The following is a 15,033-nucleotide window of genomic DNA, read 5'->3' on the forward strand; positions in this document are numbered from 1 at the left end:
AGGCAGCCCACCGCCCCCAATCGTTTCTTGCTACGCGGGCGTGCTTGCCGGTACCATGCGCGGCCGTTGGTCCAACATACATTCAGGAGCGTCCGATGCCCAAACGACTGATCTGCACCGCCAAGAAGACCCTCGCGTGGGAAGACTATGAACTCACCGAACCGACCGGCGACCAGGTGTTGCTGGTCAGCGAGTTCGCGGCCGCCAAGCACGGCACGGAGATGTCGTGCTTCAAGGGCGTGATGTACGACCGCGGGCACTTTGACGGCGAGATGGCGGTCTGGATGCCCGGGGCCGAGGGCTGGTGCAGCTTCCCCGTCGGCGTGGGCAACATGATCGTCGCCCGCGTGGAAAAGACCGGACCGGACGTCAAGACCCTCGCCGTCGGCGATAAGGTCTGCTTTCATTGCTGCTTTCAGCCGTCGATTGTTTTACCCGAAGGCGCGGTGCGCAAGATGCCCGCGGGCCTGGGCTGGAAGTCGGCCGTCTGTCTCGATCCGGCGGTGTTCGCCTTCTCGGCCGTGCGCGACGGGCATGTGCGCGTCGGCGACACGGTGGCCGTTTACGGCATGGGGGCCATCGGCCTGATGGTGATCCAGATCGCCCGCCTGGCCGGGGCGAGCAAGGTCATCGCAATCGAACCGTTGGCCAACCGCCGCGCGGTGGCCAAGGAACTCGGCGCCGACCTGGTGCTGGACCCCAACGCCTGCGACGCGGGGCTGGAGGTCAAGAAGGCCACCGACAAGCGCGGCGCCGACGTGACGATCGACTACAGCGGCGACGTCAAGGCCATGCACGACGCCCTGCGCGGGGCGGCCTACGGCGGCAATGTCGTCGCCGGGGCGATGCCCAGCGCCTATGGCGCCGGCCTGGACTTCGGCGCCGAAGCGCACTTCAACGTGCCCAACATCATCTTCTCCCGCGCGTGCAGCCAGCCCGACCGCGACCACCCGCGATGGTCCGAACGCCGCATCACCGAGACGTGCTGGCAGTGGATCGCCCAAGGCCGCATCAACGGCGAGCCCGTCGTGCAGCCGGTCGTGGCGTACGACGAGCTGATCAACGAATACCCCCTGATCGCCACCAACCCCGAGCGCAGCGTCAAGCTCGGGGCAAAATTCTGAACAATGGAAGAATGGAATGATGAAAGGCTGGAAGATTGGGAAGACCCGGAGAGGCTTTCCCCACGCCCCGGCATTCCATTATTCCATCATTCCACTATTGCCGAGGTAGTTCCATGCCTGCAGCCAAAGCTACGCTTCGCGTGCAAACCAACCGCGTCCTCCATCGCCTTAGCCCCCTGATGATCGGGGCCAACCTCGAGGACCTGAACTACCAGTGCTACGGCGGGCTGTACAGCCAGCTCCTCCACGGCGAGCACTTCCAGGAAAACTCCAGCGGGTTCACCTGCCCGCTCAAGGGCTTCCGCGCCTATGGCGGGGCGTGGAACGTGCGCGACGGCGTGCTCTATGCCGCCGCCGAGGCCGGCGCCATGCTCGTCACCGAAGGCCCCGTCTTCGCCGACGGGGCAGCCGGCGTCGAACTATTCTTTCGCGACGAGCAGGAAGGCGCCGCCGGCCTCATCGTACGAGTGGTCGATCCCTCCGCCGATCCGCGGTCCTTCGAGGGCTATTCGATCCACCTCCAGCCCAAAGGCCGAAAGCTCCTGGTCGTGCGCCACAAACCGCGCACCGACTGGGTGCTCATCGACGCCGAGGCCGCTTTCGACGTCAAGCAGTGGGTGACGCTCGAGGCGCGATTCGTGGGCAAGAACTTCGAGGTGCTCGTCAACGGCCAGAGCTTCTCGGCGCCCGATGAATCGTGGCGTCGCGAACTCTCCGGCGCGCCGGTCGGTCTGCGGGCTCACAATTCCGACGCGCAGTTCCGCAATCTATGGCTGGCCGCCGAAGGCGGCAAGAAGCAGCCCGTCGCCCTGGAGGCGGCCGCCTCCGTCGGTTCGCGAGACGATATCTCAATGCGGTGGGCGAAGGTGCAGACCGGCACGGCCGTCGGAGCTTTCGGCCTCGAGCACAAGCAGCCGCTGGCGGGCAGGCAGAGCCAGCGAGTCACCTTCGAGAGCGGGCGCGGCGAGATCGGCATCGACAATGCCGGCTTGCACCGCTGGGGCCTGCACCTGCTGGCCGGGCGCGAGTATGAGGGCTCGGTGTGTCTCAAGAGCCTCAAGCCTGCGGCCGTCACCGTCTCGCTGCGCAGCGCCAACGGCAAAAAGATTCTCGCCGGCAAAACGCTGAGCGTCAAAGGCAGCCGCACGTGGCAGACGCTGTCGTTCAAACTCACGCCCTCGCGCACGGACCGCGACGGGCGATTCGCCATCACGCTGAGCAAGCCCGCCAGCATCGTCGTCGGGTACGCGCGGCTGGAACCGGGGCAGTGGGGGCGCTTCGCCGGTCTGCACGTGCGAAAGGACCTCGCCCAGGCCGTTATCGACCAGGGCGTCAAGATCATCCGCTACAACGGCTCGATGGTCACCACGCCCAACTTTGCGGATTATCAGTGGAAGAAGATGATCGGCCCGCGCGAGACGCGCCCGCCGTTTGTCGGGACGTTCAATCCCTTCGCCAGCCACGGCTGGGGCATCCCCGACGCGCTGGCGTTCTGCCAGGCCGCCGGCATCGTCGCCGTGCCCGGCGTCAATCGCTCGGAGTCGCCCGCGGACCTGGCGGACCTGGTGGAGTACTGCAACGGGGCGGCCTCCAGCAAGTGGGGTCGCCGCCGCGCAGCGGATGGGTTCAAGAAACCGCTGGGGCTTGCGTACCTCCAGTACGGCAACGAAGAGCGGATCAACGAGGAGTATCTGGCCGACTTCAAAGCCGCCGCCTCGGCGGTCTGGGCCAAGGATCCCTCGATCACGATGGTGGTCTCGGACTGGATGTACTGGGAGGGGATACCCGACCCGCAGAAGATCACCCGCGCCACGTGCGAGAACCTCGACGCTCACATCAAGCTCCTGCAGTGGGCGCGCGACCAGGGCGGCAAGCTCTGGTGGGACGTCCACGTCTGGGAAGCCGGTCCATTCGTCGCCGGCGTCAAGGGCATCGCCGACCTCCACGCGTGGTTCGAGAAGCTCGTGCCGTACTATCCCGTGCCTATCGCGGCGCTGGAGCAGAACGCCGGCAACCACGACCTCAAACGCGGCCTCGCGCACGCCTGCATGAGCAACGAATTGGCCAAGCTCGGCCGTTTCGTCCCCGCGGCCGCCGCGCCCAACACCATGCAGCCGTGGCAGCAGTACACCACGCGCGGCTGGGACCAGGGGCAGATCTTCTTCACGCAGTCGAAGTTCTGGTACCAGCCCAGCGGCTACGTCGACATCATGCTCACGCGGAACAATTGCCCGGACCTGCTGGAGCTGTCCAGCACCGTCGAGCCCATGGAGCTCAGCCTCACCGCGCGCAAAAGCATCGACGGCCGCACCGTCTCGATAGTAGCGGTCAACGAGTCCGATCAGCCTCGTCCCGCGACGATCGAGTTGGATGACTTTTCCCCGCGCAAGAAGACCGCCACGGTGCTGGAACTCGCGGGCAACCCTGAGCACGACAACACCCCCGTGTACCCCACGCGCGTCGCGCCAAGCCAGCGCACGTGGCGATACGCCGTCCGCAAGGGCGTGGTGAGCTACCTCTTTCCCCCGCACTCGTTCACGATTCTGCGGTTCGAATAATACTGCCCCTTAGCGATCCGGAAGAGGCCGGTTCAGCTTCTGCCTGAGAAAGATGCCCCCGGGGGTGAAATAATTGTCGCTGCTGGATTTCTGCACGTGCTCGGCGAGCGACTCGTGCATGTACATCAAGTCGCAAGGGCGGTACTTGCCTTGCCTCAGGGCCGTGTAGACCCTCTCCCTGAAAGCGTCGATCGACCTGGCTTTGATCGAAAAAACCCGTATCTTGCTTCTGGGCACGGGGCGCCCGCTCAGAAGGTCGTCGAAACTCGTCCGGGCGATCAGGCCGACCGTGGGGTCCAGCAGAAACTCGCCGCTGTCGTCGCGATACAGGAGCTGTGCGTGATTGCCGACATATCCGCCGTCAAACCCGATCGATCGGAGCCGGCGCGACTCCAGCGTTCCGAAAAGATACCCCGTCAGCAGAATCGTATTTCCGCAATTGAGATGACTGGCGGCTTTGATGTCTTCGTAACGAGTGGCTGAACTGCCGCCGTACTCGGCGAAGTTGGCGGCCGCGATCGTCGAGAGCATCACCCGCAGTAAGGGTTCATCGACGCGGCCGAAGTCGTCGCCCAGTACGCCCAACAACTCCTCGCGGCACAACGGAAGCAGGGCCTCGACAGAGCCGCGCTCCCGCGCGCTGCGGATGGCACTGTCATCCAGGCCGGCCAGGGACACCTCATTCGACCTGACGTCGGGTTTCACCAGCCGGGTCGCGACATGACGTCGCAACGGCTCGAAGTACATTCCGCCTGCGGCGCCGAGGCCAAACGCCAGGACAATCGCGGCAATCAGATGACTCTTCTTCATCAGGGATCCTATCGCCCCAGCGACGACAGGGTATACCGCCATCTGCGGCACTGTCAATCGCGGCATGAGCGGGCTGGCGATGCATTCGATGGGTTACATACACAGGCGTCGGGCGGAATGCGGCCGGCGCGGGCAACGCAAGAGAGCTGATCTATGGCCAATCTCAAAGAGCGAATCAGCATAGTCGACGGCGCCCTGGTCCACCGCCAGGGCAGCGAGATTCTCCAGATCGAGCCCTGGGGCGGCGACTCGCTCCGCGTGCGGGCGACGGTCGGGCCGGAAATTCTGCCGACGCCCTGGGCGCTGACGGGCCCGGCGGGCGAACCGGCGGCGCGCGGGCGGGCGCAGATCGAGGTCACCGACGCCGCGGCCGTCATCCGCAACGGCAAGATCTCCGCGCGTATCAGCGACATCTACACGCAGAGCGGCTATCTGCAGTTCTTCCGCCGCGGCAGCGACGGGGCTGAAAAATGCCTGCTGTCGGAACAGGACTACGTCGTCTGGGCGCACAATCCGACGACGCGCGTGTACCGTCCGCGCGGCGAGGGGCTCTGCCACAGCGAGGTGCATTTCGCCCCGCGCCAGGGCGAGCGGTTTTACGGCATGGGCCTGCAGGCCACCGGCACGCTCGACCTCAAGGGCTGCGTGATCGACCTCTACCAGCGGCACGTCAAGCACACCGTGCCCTTTCTGGTCTCCAGCGAAGGGTACGGCCTGCTGTGGAACAATCCATCGGTCGGCCGCGTGGAGCTTGGGCACAATCTCACGCGCTGGGTCTCGCACGGGTGCCGGCAGATCGACTACTTCATCTGCACCGGCGACTCCTGCGCCGACATCATGCACCGCTACGCCGACGCCACCGGTCACGCCCCGCCCCTTCCGGCGTGGGCGGCGGGTCTGTGGCAGTGCAAGCTGCGCTACGCCAGCCAGGCGGAGTTCCTGGCCGTCGCGCGCGAGTTCAAGCGGCGCGGCCTGCCGCTGTCGGTGCTGGTGATCGACTTCCTGCACTGGACGCACACCGGCGACTGGGCCCTGGACCCACAGGCCTGGCCCGACGTGCCCGCCCTGGTGCGCGAACTGAACGACCTGGGCGTGCGGATCATGATCTCGCCCTGGACGCTCGTTCACCCGATGAGCCGGAACTGGCAGCCGATGAAGGAGGCGGGCCTCTTTACCGGCTCAACCGCCGGCCGGTGCGACACGGTGTGCTTCGGCGGCGTCAACGGCGAAGACAACTGGATGCACCAGTATGACCCGACCAACCCCGCAGCCGCCGCTTATCTGTGGGACAAGTGGAAGAAGAACTACGTCGACCAGGGCATCCGCACCTTCTGGCTGGACCCGTGCGACGACCTGCACGAGATCGCCGATTACGAGGCCGTGCAGTTCCACATCGGCCCGGGCGTCGAGGTACACAACTACTTCCCCGTGGCGCATCAGAAGAACGTCTGCCAGGGCCTGCACGCCGCCGGCGAAAAGGACGTCGTGACGATCTGCCGCAGCTCCTGGGCCGGCAGTCAGCGCTGGGGCGCCGCCCCGGCCGCCCACGACATCATGTCCAGCTTCGAGCACCTGCGAACGTACATGAAAGCCGCGCTGAACATGGCCATGAGCGGCATCGTCTGGCACGCCAGCGAGATCGGCGGGTTCATCACGCCCGATCCCGACAGCGACTACTTCCGCGAGCTGATCGTGCGGTGGTACCAGTACGGCGTCTTCACGCCGATCTTCCGCACGCACGGCTGCCGCCCCCACAATGAACCCTGGTCCTTCGGCGAGCAGGCCTGCCGCTGCATCAGCGACGCGATCCTGCTGCGCGAGCGCCTCAAGCCCTACATCATGGCCCAGATGGACCTGGCCTCGACGCACGGCGCCCCGCCCCAGCGCCCGCTGTTCTTCGACTTCCCCGACGACCCGCGGGCCTGCCAGATCGAAGACCAGTTCATGTTCGGCCCCGACATCCTCGTGGCCCCCATCCTGGACTACGGCCGACGGCAGCGCCAAGTCTATCTCCCCGCCGGCGCCACATGGACAAACGCGTGGACAGGAGCAGTGTACCCTGGCAGCGAGACCGTAACGGTCGATGCGCCCATCGAGTCGATTCCTGTCTTCACGCGTGACAAGAGCCAGTGGATACCTCCATCCGAGCCTTGAAGAAGCTCGAGAGCTTGCCCAGTGACGGGCCTCACGCGGCTGTCTTGGGCAGCCATGCCGCTTCGGAGTTGGCTCTTGCATGAGGATTTCAACGTGCGTAGATTGGGGCCGTTGCCCAGGGTCCGAATTGGGCGAGCCAGGCGGGAATTCGTATGAGAACATTCTCCTGTCCCTATTGTGGGAACCAGATCGCCGATCACGAGCCACCTGCGGGGCAGCGCGTGCGGTGCCTGAGTTGCCTGGCGTATGTGCGAGCCGGGGCGCAGGCGCACGTTGCACCAAGACCGGCAGCAGACGTCCCGGCGGCTGTAGTGACTCAGCCTCAGCCGGTGCGTAAGGGCACGTCCATCAGCAAGGCGCTGGTTCTGCTGACGTACATCGTTACTATGGCCGGCGCGGCGGCGGCCTCCTCCGCCGCGTATTACGAGCCTCATAATGTTCCGGCGCCACCGCAGAAGCCCAACTCGTTTTCCGCGTTCAGGTGGGTCACGGTGAACGGCCAAACGAGCATTTCTATCCTCGACAAACAATTGGGCGAGGATGGCGAGCTGTGGCTGGCCGGCGGAGCAGTGATGGCGATGATAGCCTTGGCCGTATATCTGTTCACGCTGTTCAACATGTGGAGCGCCATTTTGTCCACCGCTCGGATGGCGCCCTCCTCGGCGCTGCTTCTGTTTCTGGTTCCGTGTTTGAATACGGTGTGGGCAATGATTGTGGCGATTGTCTGGGCGCTGGATTACAACAAGCTTCGCGACCGGCGGCGTTTGTCGTTACCGGTTGCCCCCATATGGCTGGCGTCCCTGCTGGGTCTGAGCATGCCCGCAGGGCTGTTCTGGATCATCGGGCCGGTGGCGCCGTTCTTTGTCATTCCTCACATGATCCTGGTGATCTGGTTCCTGAACTTCGGCTGTAATGCCATCAACATCCTCTCCGCCGCCCACGGCCGCTCGTATTGAACCCGCGGCGGCGCCGCTGGCGACCCCGGCAGGCGCGGATTGATGTTCAGCGTCTGTTTCGACCGATACACTTGGCGGGAGATCGGGTATGTGGCACGGATGGCAAAGCCGGCGGGTACTTCAAATCGCCTTGATCGTCACAGGCGGCGTCGCCCTGGCCTGCGTGATCTTCTGGCCGTCGCGTTCGGTCCGCAAGCACCGCGACCCGCCCCCACAGATAGAATTCTCGCTGCTGCAGCAGATCTATCCGCCCGATGACGACATCGTTCTGGCCGAGCTTTCTGCCGACCCTGCCGCCGGGGAGGCCGTCTTGAGCTTTGACGCCCGCGTGCCCTTCACGGTCAGCTCCGAAGGCTCTCTCCTGCCGGTCGAGGCAGGCCGCCTGCGCGTCCCCTTTGACTTTCATGCCAAAGAAGCGCAGCGCACCCTGGCGGTGGTTGCGGCCGGTCGCCAGTACCCGCTGCTGCTGCGTTACTTCTCGGCCGACTTCTATCGCTCGCTGCAGGCCAAGCGGCCTGGCGTGCTCATCGCGACGACCAGCATGCCGCGTGGGCGCGTCGCGGCGCGGGCGGTCCGCATCGGGCCGCGCGCCGGCGAACTCCGCGCCGATCTGAACATCGCGCGACTGGAAGAGGAGGAGACCGCCCGCTTCCTGCAGGTCTTCAACGCGCTGGAGGCTGCACTGGCGGCAACCATGCACCATCGCGGGCGTCTGGTTTATTCGCCGGATGGTCTTGCGCTTCTTAAAGAAGTTCGCAGTGGCGTCGGCTATGCCGATTGCAGCGGCCTCAGCGCGATCGCCCGGGATGTGTTCTCTGAACTGGGGCTGGCAGCGCGCATCGTCGAACTGAAGCCTCCCGTGCATATCGTGCAAGGGCTGCACATCCAGGCCAGCGACGGCCACACTGCCGGCGAAGTCCGCCTGCGAGGGCGCTGGTGCTGGTTCGATCTGACGTTGCACTGCGCCTACGTTCGCCAGGCGCCCGGGGGCGCGAAGCTCAGCCTGTTCGACTTGCTCCGCCAGTTGCACGACGCCGACCGCCGCGATCAGTTGCGCTTTGGCGTCTTCACCAAGGACAACGGGATCGAGGAAATCGGCTTGGGGCAAAACCCTGTGCTTGCCCATTCCCTCGGCGTCTACTACACGACCGACAAGGTGCTCGCCTACCCGTCGCCGAAGGACTGACAGGAAAGCTGTTCAAGTCCGGAGCAACGAAGAAACATATCCTGCCACTGGTCACATTTGACTTTCATGGTAGAATGACGGCCGAGCCAGGAGCCTCTTGCCGGTGACAGGACGGATTGTCGGCGCCTCTCTGGCTGTTTCACGTCGCCAGTCTCATCTGGCGAATAAGGAGATCAGGAATGCCCCGCTTCAAGGTGTCTTGCCGGAGGATGGGCTCCCTTCTTACATTGTTGTGGACAATTGCCTGCGCCTGCGGCATCGCCGGCGCCCAGGCGCGCTATGCCGGCACGTGGTACGACCAGGACAAGTACCACCTTGCCAACCAGCCGCAGCATGGATTGAGCTGGACTAGGAACTATTACCAGGATCTCAACGGGTCGGGGCTCTATGACTTGGGGGAACCGGTTTCCGAAACCTTTGCCCAGGACCTCAATGACAATAGGCAAGTCGACGCCGGCGAGAATTGGGGCACCTGGAAGGCGGATATCGACGACAGTTGCTGGGCGGCCACGGCGTCCAACATGATCCGCACCATCGGCGGTGGCGACTACTACCACCGCTGGATGTATGTCGACGGCATGCTTTCGCGTGACGGGTCATTCACCGCCGACTGGACTCGAACCGGCTCGATAGGAACACCGCTCATCCGAAGTGGATATCGCATTGTTGAGGCGAGTACAGGTCAAGATTATGCCTGGACCGGCTCGCCCGTGCAGGAATGTATGGACCTTCTGCGCCAGGGCTTGCCTCTGGGGATGACGGTGCCCGGCCACGCATTCAGTGTCGTCGCGATAACCGCCGACACCATGACCTTCGGCCATTCCGACGCGGACGAAGACGGACTGGACTACGTCACGCACTCCTACACGTTCGAGAATGACCGCTGGCGCCTGGACTGGGACGGCAACGGCAATTTCGACAACCTCGTGGGCTACACGTCTTTCGCCGCCGTCAAATGGACCGGCGCCGGGACAGGCGGGGTCACCGATGAAGGCATCGCGCAAACCAGCACGCGTTGGGAGCAGGCTGCCAACTGGGTCGGGGGCCAGGGGCCCGATGCAAGCGCGCTGGCGGTCGTGGAATTTGCCAATGGCGGATTGCTGCACATTTCCAGCAACGTCTACGCCCAGAAGGTGACGCTGCTGGGGCAGCAGACCTCGGCCCAACTTCACGCCGAGGGCAGTCTGCATCTGGGAGCGCTGCAGGTTTCGGAGAGTGCCCGGCTGGATGCCATTGACAGCCGGATCTTCCTTGATGGCGATCTCATCAGCGATGGTTTTGTTTCGCTGAGTAACACGACCACTACCGCATCCGGCGCAGCCCGCGTTGGCGTCAATGGATCGGGCAGCATCGACCAGGGGGGTGGGAGCCTGTCAACCGGCGAAATGCTGATCGGCGTGTGGGCGGAAGGCAACGGGCACTATACCCTTTCCGGCGGCGGCCAGGTGACGTTCCAGAACGCGCAGGTTGGCGTGCAAGGCCAGGGACACTTCCGCCAGGTGTCCGGCACAGTCAGTGGTTCAACGATGGTTCTGGGCGCAGAAACGGGCGCAAGTGGCATTGTGGATGTCGATGGCGGAACCTTTGGTGGCGGCTCTATCACCGTCGGCGCTGCCGGAGAGGGCACCTTCAGGCAATCTGCCGGAGCAGTGACCGTCGCCGATGCGCTGGAAGTCGGCCACGGGGCCTCCGGCACGGGCTCGTATCAACTATCGGGAGGCACATTAACGGCCAACCACATCCGCCTCGGTTATGAGGGCTCCGGCGAGTTCAGTCAGTCCGGCGGAAGCGTCGATGCCGCCGAGGTCATGATCGGCGAGCGCTCGTCAAGCGTCGGGACATACACCCTTTCCGGCAACGGGAGCCTGTCGGCCACGATAGTGAATATCGGATGGGCAGGCAGAGGGCAGTTCGTCCAGAGCGGCGGCACGGTAAGCGTTGATCAGGATCTGAATCTGGCCTTGGGCAACCCGACCGCCACCGGGGCGTACGAGATGTCGGCTGGACTGCTGGACGTCAGCGCCGGACGCATTGTCGTAGGTTCGGGCAGGCGCGGGACGCTCTGGATTGGCGGCGGAACGGCCATCGCCGACACGCTGTTCCTGTACTACAACGATGCCCATGTCGGCGGCACGGTGGGGGTCGGTTCCGCCGGCGTGCTCCGGGTGAACACGATCGAGCACGAGGAGGGGGAGTCCGGCAGCATCGAACTTGCGGGAACGCTCCAACTGGGTTATTCCGGCGGCAGCGGCAGTGGCTCTTACGTTATCCCGGAGAACAAGACTCTCCGTGCCGACCAGTCGCTGGTCATCGGCTATGACGCCGCTGCGACAGTGACTGCCACAGGCTATCCCTCACATGTCATCAGCCAGAACCTGGTGCTGGGGGATCATGCAACGGGCCGTGGGACGCTGGACCTGCTCAATTGCGAGGTTAATGCTGGAACGCTGACATTGGGTCGCGCCGGATACGGGCGCCTCAGACTCGCAAGCAACTACAGCGAAGTGGAGTGCGATACCGACGTGACCCTGGGCAGCGAGTTGGGTTCGACAGGCGTGCTGGAGATCGTCGCGGGCTACTTTACTGCGCAGACGATGAACGTGGGCGCGTCCGGACTGGGCGACGTCGAGCAGTCTGCCGGCTTGGTCACCCTGGGCAATCTGTATCTGGGGAGCAACGCCGGAGGATTTGGCAACTACAGGATACGCGACGGGCATCTGAGTGTGGCGGGCGGGCGGATCCAACTTGGCCAGGAAGGCGAGGGGCTCTTTCAACTGCTGGGCGGAGAGGTGGTCGCTGACGAACTGGTCTTTGGCAACGGCGCGTCCACGTTCTATAGCGAAGGCGCCGGAGGCTCGCTGAAGGTGCGACAGATCACCAACCGGCCGGATTCTTTCTCCGTCAGCGGCACGCTTTCGATGACCACGTATTATTCGTCGGGCGAAGATGCCCAACTGACCGTCAACGCCGGCCAGACCGTCTATGCCGGCGTCCTGTATATGGATCACGCCCAGGTATCTGTCGGCGACGGCGGATTGCTCAGGGCGGGATATCTCCAAGGCTATACCAATGTCTCCAATAACTCCCTGACGATCCATTCCGGCGGAACCGTTATCGCCGGGGAATTGGGATTGGCCCAACAAGACACGTTCACGGGCGAGGCCGACAGCATCTTGCGGGTCAATAGCCTCTCTTTCGCTCCTGCAGAGTTCGCCACCGGCGGCCATCTCCAGTTCGGCCATGCCGGCGGGGAGGGAGCCTCCGCCCAGACGCTTGCGGCGGATCGATCGCTGACGGTCGGCGGAACGCTGACGATCGGCTACGAAAGCGACGCCGTGTTTTCGCAGGAAGGCAACGTGCAGTCCCTGGTTACCGAACTGGGCCGCGGGGCGGCGGGCGCCATTAACCAGACCGGCGGCACTCACGTGACGAACCTGCTGAGCCTGGGCGTCAGCGCTGGTCACACAGGCGCCTACAACTACGACGGCACGACCGGGGCGCTGGTGATGGCAGACCAGGCTCTCGTGGGCAGCGCCGCCGGGGCCGTGGGCGTGTTCAGCCAAGTGGAAGGCCTCAGCCAGATGATGAACAGCCTGGTCATCGGCAACGAGAGCGGCTCTGACGGCACGTTCATCCTCGACAACGGCAACGTGATGGCCGGCACGATGACGGTAGGGCAGAGCGGCGTGGGGCGGATGGAACAGACCGGCGGCCGCGTGATCGTGATGAACGACCTGGACATCGGCAACGGCGCAGGGTCCAGCGGTAGTTTCACCACCTCCGGCGATGCCTATGTGGAGACGATGTTCCTCTTCGTGGGCGGGCAGGGGATGGGCACGTTCCACCAGGGCGGCGGCACGGTTCAGGCAAGCATGGGAATGAGCGTGGGCAGCAGCGCCGGCACGGCGGTCTACCAGTTGACCGACGGCACGTTGAACACCTCTACGCTGAGCGTTGGCGTAGACGGCGCGGGCAGGCTGGCACTCGAGGGCGGCGTGCTGTCGGCCGACGAATTGCTGATGGGCAGTTCCGGCTCGCTGACCAGCACCGCCATGAGCGAGATCCGCGTCAACAAGCTCACCCTCAGCGGAACCTCCTTCGCTACCAACGGTGCGATGGAGTTTGGTAACGGCATGGGGTTCAGCCAGGGCACGACCTTCACGCTGGCCGTCAGCGGCAGCATGACCACCGGCGGCGCCCTGCGCGTCGGGCACGACGCCGAGGCCGCCTTCATGCAACCCGGCGGCACGGTGCAGTCGCTGCAGACCGAGGTGGGTTACGAGGCCGTCGGGCAATACACGCAGATCGCCGGTACGCACAACACCGGCGGGCTCATCCTGGGCTATCACGCACTGGGCGACGGCACATACACTCTCAGCGGCAGCGGCGCGCTCAATGCCGCCAGCATGATGTACGTCGGCCACAGCGGCAGCGGCACGTTCACCCAGAACGGCGGAACCGTCACCGTCGGCGGGTGGATCAGCCTGGGCCAGACGACTTACGGCGGCGGCACGTATGAGATGAACGCAGGATTGCTTCAGGCGTGGGAACTGGACGTGGGTTATGGCGGCGGCGGCGAGTTCCGCCAGGTCAGCGGCACAGTGCAATTGACGGGCGGCAATCTTAACATCGGCTCGCTGACCAACGGCCATGGAAGCTACACTATTTCCGGCGGCATACTGAATGCGGGCGGCAGCAGGATCGAGATCGGCCTGGAGGGGATCGGGTCGTTCGCCCTCAACGGCGGCGTGGTCATTGCCGACGAGGTCCGCCAAGGCATGCATGGCAGTATCTCCAGTAACGGTTATTCTCTGCTGCGGGTGAACCGTCTAACGGGATTCGACAGTCTCGCAACCTCCGGCGACATCCAGATCGGCCACGGCGGCGGCAGCGGCAGCGGGCAGGTGACTCTGGCTGCGGACAAAAGCCTCTCGATCAGCTATCTCACGGTGGGCTACAGTGCCTCAGCCGAGTTCTCGCAGACCGGCGGTAGCAACAGCATGACCAGTCTGCATCTGGGTGAATCGGCCGCCGTGCAGGGCCATTACACCATTACCGCCGGCAGCCTGGCGGCCGGGTCGAGCATCTACAGCGGATATCTGGGCCAGGGAACGCTCACACAGAGCGGCGGGACCGTGACGGCCGCCAACGTTCTCTACCTTGCCTACGCTCTTGGCAGCAGCGGCAGGTACGAGCTTGAGGGCGGCAGCTTTTCTGCCCCGTCGCAGTACGTCGGATATAACGGCGTCGGCGAGTTCGTCCACAGCGGGGGGACGAATCAGGTCACCACGCTCTATGTCGGAAGAAGCGCCGGCGGCAGCGGAACGTACCGCCTCAGCGGCGCCGGCGTGCTGCAGGTGCAGATGGAGGAGGACATCGGCTACTCCAGCACCGGCCTGTTCGAGCAGTCCGGCGGCACGCACAGCGTTACCGGAGCGCTCAATGTCGGGGTATCGAAGAACAAGAGCGGCACGTTCCGCCTTTCCGGCGGCAGCCTCAATGCGACCGGGTTCTACGTCGGCACGCAGGGCCTGGGCCAGGTCCAGCAGTCCGGCGGCAGCGCCCAGGCCGGCACGATCACCCTGGGCGTGCAGGCCACTGGCGCGGGCTCGTACGACATCAGCGGCGGCTCGCTAAATGTGGGCACCTTGAACGTTGGCCGCCTGGGCGGCGGAACACTCCGCATCACCGGCGCCGCGGCGCACATCACCGTCTCGACCAAGCTCTCGTTCGGCGCCACGGCCGTCTTCAGCGCGGTGGCGGGCAGCACGATCCACATGACCGGGTCGCAGTACACCAATGAATCAACCGACGCTGGGAGTCTGGCCGGATTGGCCAACCTGACGATGGTCTTCGAAGGCGGTGCGGGACAGATCGACTTTTTTGAAGTCGCCGGCCGCGACCTGGGGCTGGTTCCAGAAGGCTTTGATCTGAACTTCACCCTGGGCACGCTCAAGCTCGGCGGCGTCGATACCGGCTATGTGCAGTTGGTCAACAGTTTCGATAACCAGCCGCTGTGGTCGGGCAATGAAGCGCTCTATGTGAATCGTTTGATCGTCGGCAACGGCTCGACGCTTGACTTGAATGGCTATCACATCTACTGCTACAGCTACGCTGATCTGGGCGGGACGGTGATCAACGGGGAGGTCACGGCTTTGCCGGAACCTGCGACGATGGTGCTGTTCAGCACCGGCCTGGGCGTCATGGGGCTGTTGCGACGACGCAGGAAGGCATGATCGCGCGGA

7 protein-coding genes are annotated in these 15,033 nt (G+C 64.5%); 6 read left to right on the forward strand and 1 reads right to left on the reverse strand.

Annotated features, from left to right (window positions below; all coding sequences use genetic code 11):
* The first annotated feature begins 95 nt into the window (after positions 1-95).
* Both ABFD92_18260 and ABFD92_18265 read left to right on the forward strand, forming a co-directional pair.
* The gene (locus ABFD92_18260) at positions 96-1,124 is read left to right on the forward strand and encodes a zinc-binding alcohol dehydrogenase (GenBank protein ID MEN6506485.1); all 1,029 of its coding nucleotides are present in this window, start codon (positions 96-98) and stop codon (positions 1,122-1,124) included.
* A 113-nt stretch (positions 1,125-1,237) separates the two neighbouring features.
* Positions 1,238-3,682, forward strand: a complete 2,445-nt coding sequence (locus ABFD92_18265; GenBank protein ID MEN6506486.1) for a family 16 glycoside hydrolase — start codon at positions 1,238-1,240, stop codon at positions 3,680-3,682.
* 9 nt (positions 3,683-3,691) lie between these two features.
* Here the strand turns inward: ABFD92_18265 and ABFD92_18270 are convergent, their stop codons facing one another.
* Positions 3,692-4,492: a hypothetical protein gene (locus tag ABFD92_18270; protein MEN6506487.1), complete on the reverse strand. Its 801-nt coding sequence runs from the start codon at positions 4,490-4,492 to the stop codon at positions 3,692-3,694.
* Positions 4,493-4,645: 153 nt separating this feature from the next.
* Here ABFD92_18270 and ABFD92_18275 point away from each other — a divergent pair, with 153 nt between their 5' ends.
* The 4 genes from ABFD92_18275 (at position 4,646) to ABFD92_18290 (ending at position 15,024) form a co-directional block, all read left to right on the forward strand.
* Complete coding sequence (locus tag ABFD92_18275) at positions 4,646-6,646, forward strand: TIM-barrel domain-containing protein (GenBank protein MEN6506488.1); 2,001 nt, start codon at positions 4,646-4,648, stop codon at positions 6,644-6,646.
* 311 nt (positions 6,647-6,957) lie between these two features.
* Positions 6,958-7,602 carry a hypothetical protein gene (locus ABFD92_18280; GenBank protein MEN6506489.1) on the forward strand — a complete coding sequence of 215 codons (645 nt, stop codon included), beginning with the start codon at positions 6,958-6,960 and terminating at the stop codon, positions 7,600-7,602.
* A gap of 88 nt (positions 7,603-7,690) precedes the next feature.
* Positions 7,691-8,788, forward strand: a complete 1,098-nt coding sequence (locus tag ABFD92_18285) for a transglutaminase domain-containing protein (GenBank protein ID MEN6506490.1) — start codon at positions 7,691-7,693, stop codon at positions 8,786-8,788.
* A gap of 209 nt (positions 8,789-8,997) precedes the next feature.
* On the forward strand, positions 8,998-15,024 hold the full coding sequence (locus tag ABFD92_18290) for a PEP-CTERM sorting domain-containing protein (protein MEN6506491.1): 6,027 nt from the start codon (positions 8,998-9,000) through the stop codon (positions 15,022-15,024).
* Positions 15,025-15,033: the final 9 nt, after the last annotated feature.

The sequence above is a fragment of the Planctomycetaceae bacterium genome (genome assembly GCA_039680605.1).
Taxonomy (GTDB): domain Bacteria; phylum Planctomycetota; class Phycisphaerae; order SM23-33; family SM23-33; genus JAJFUU01.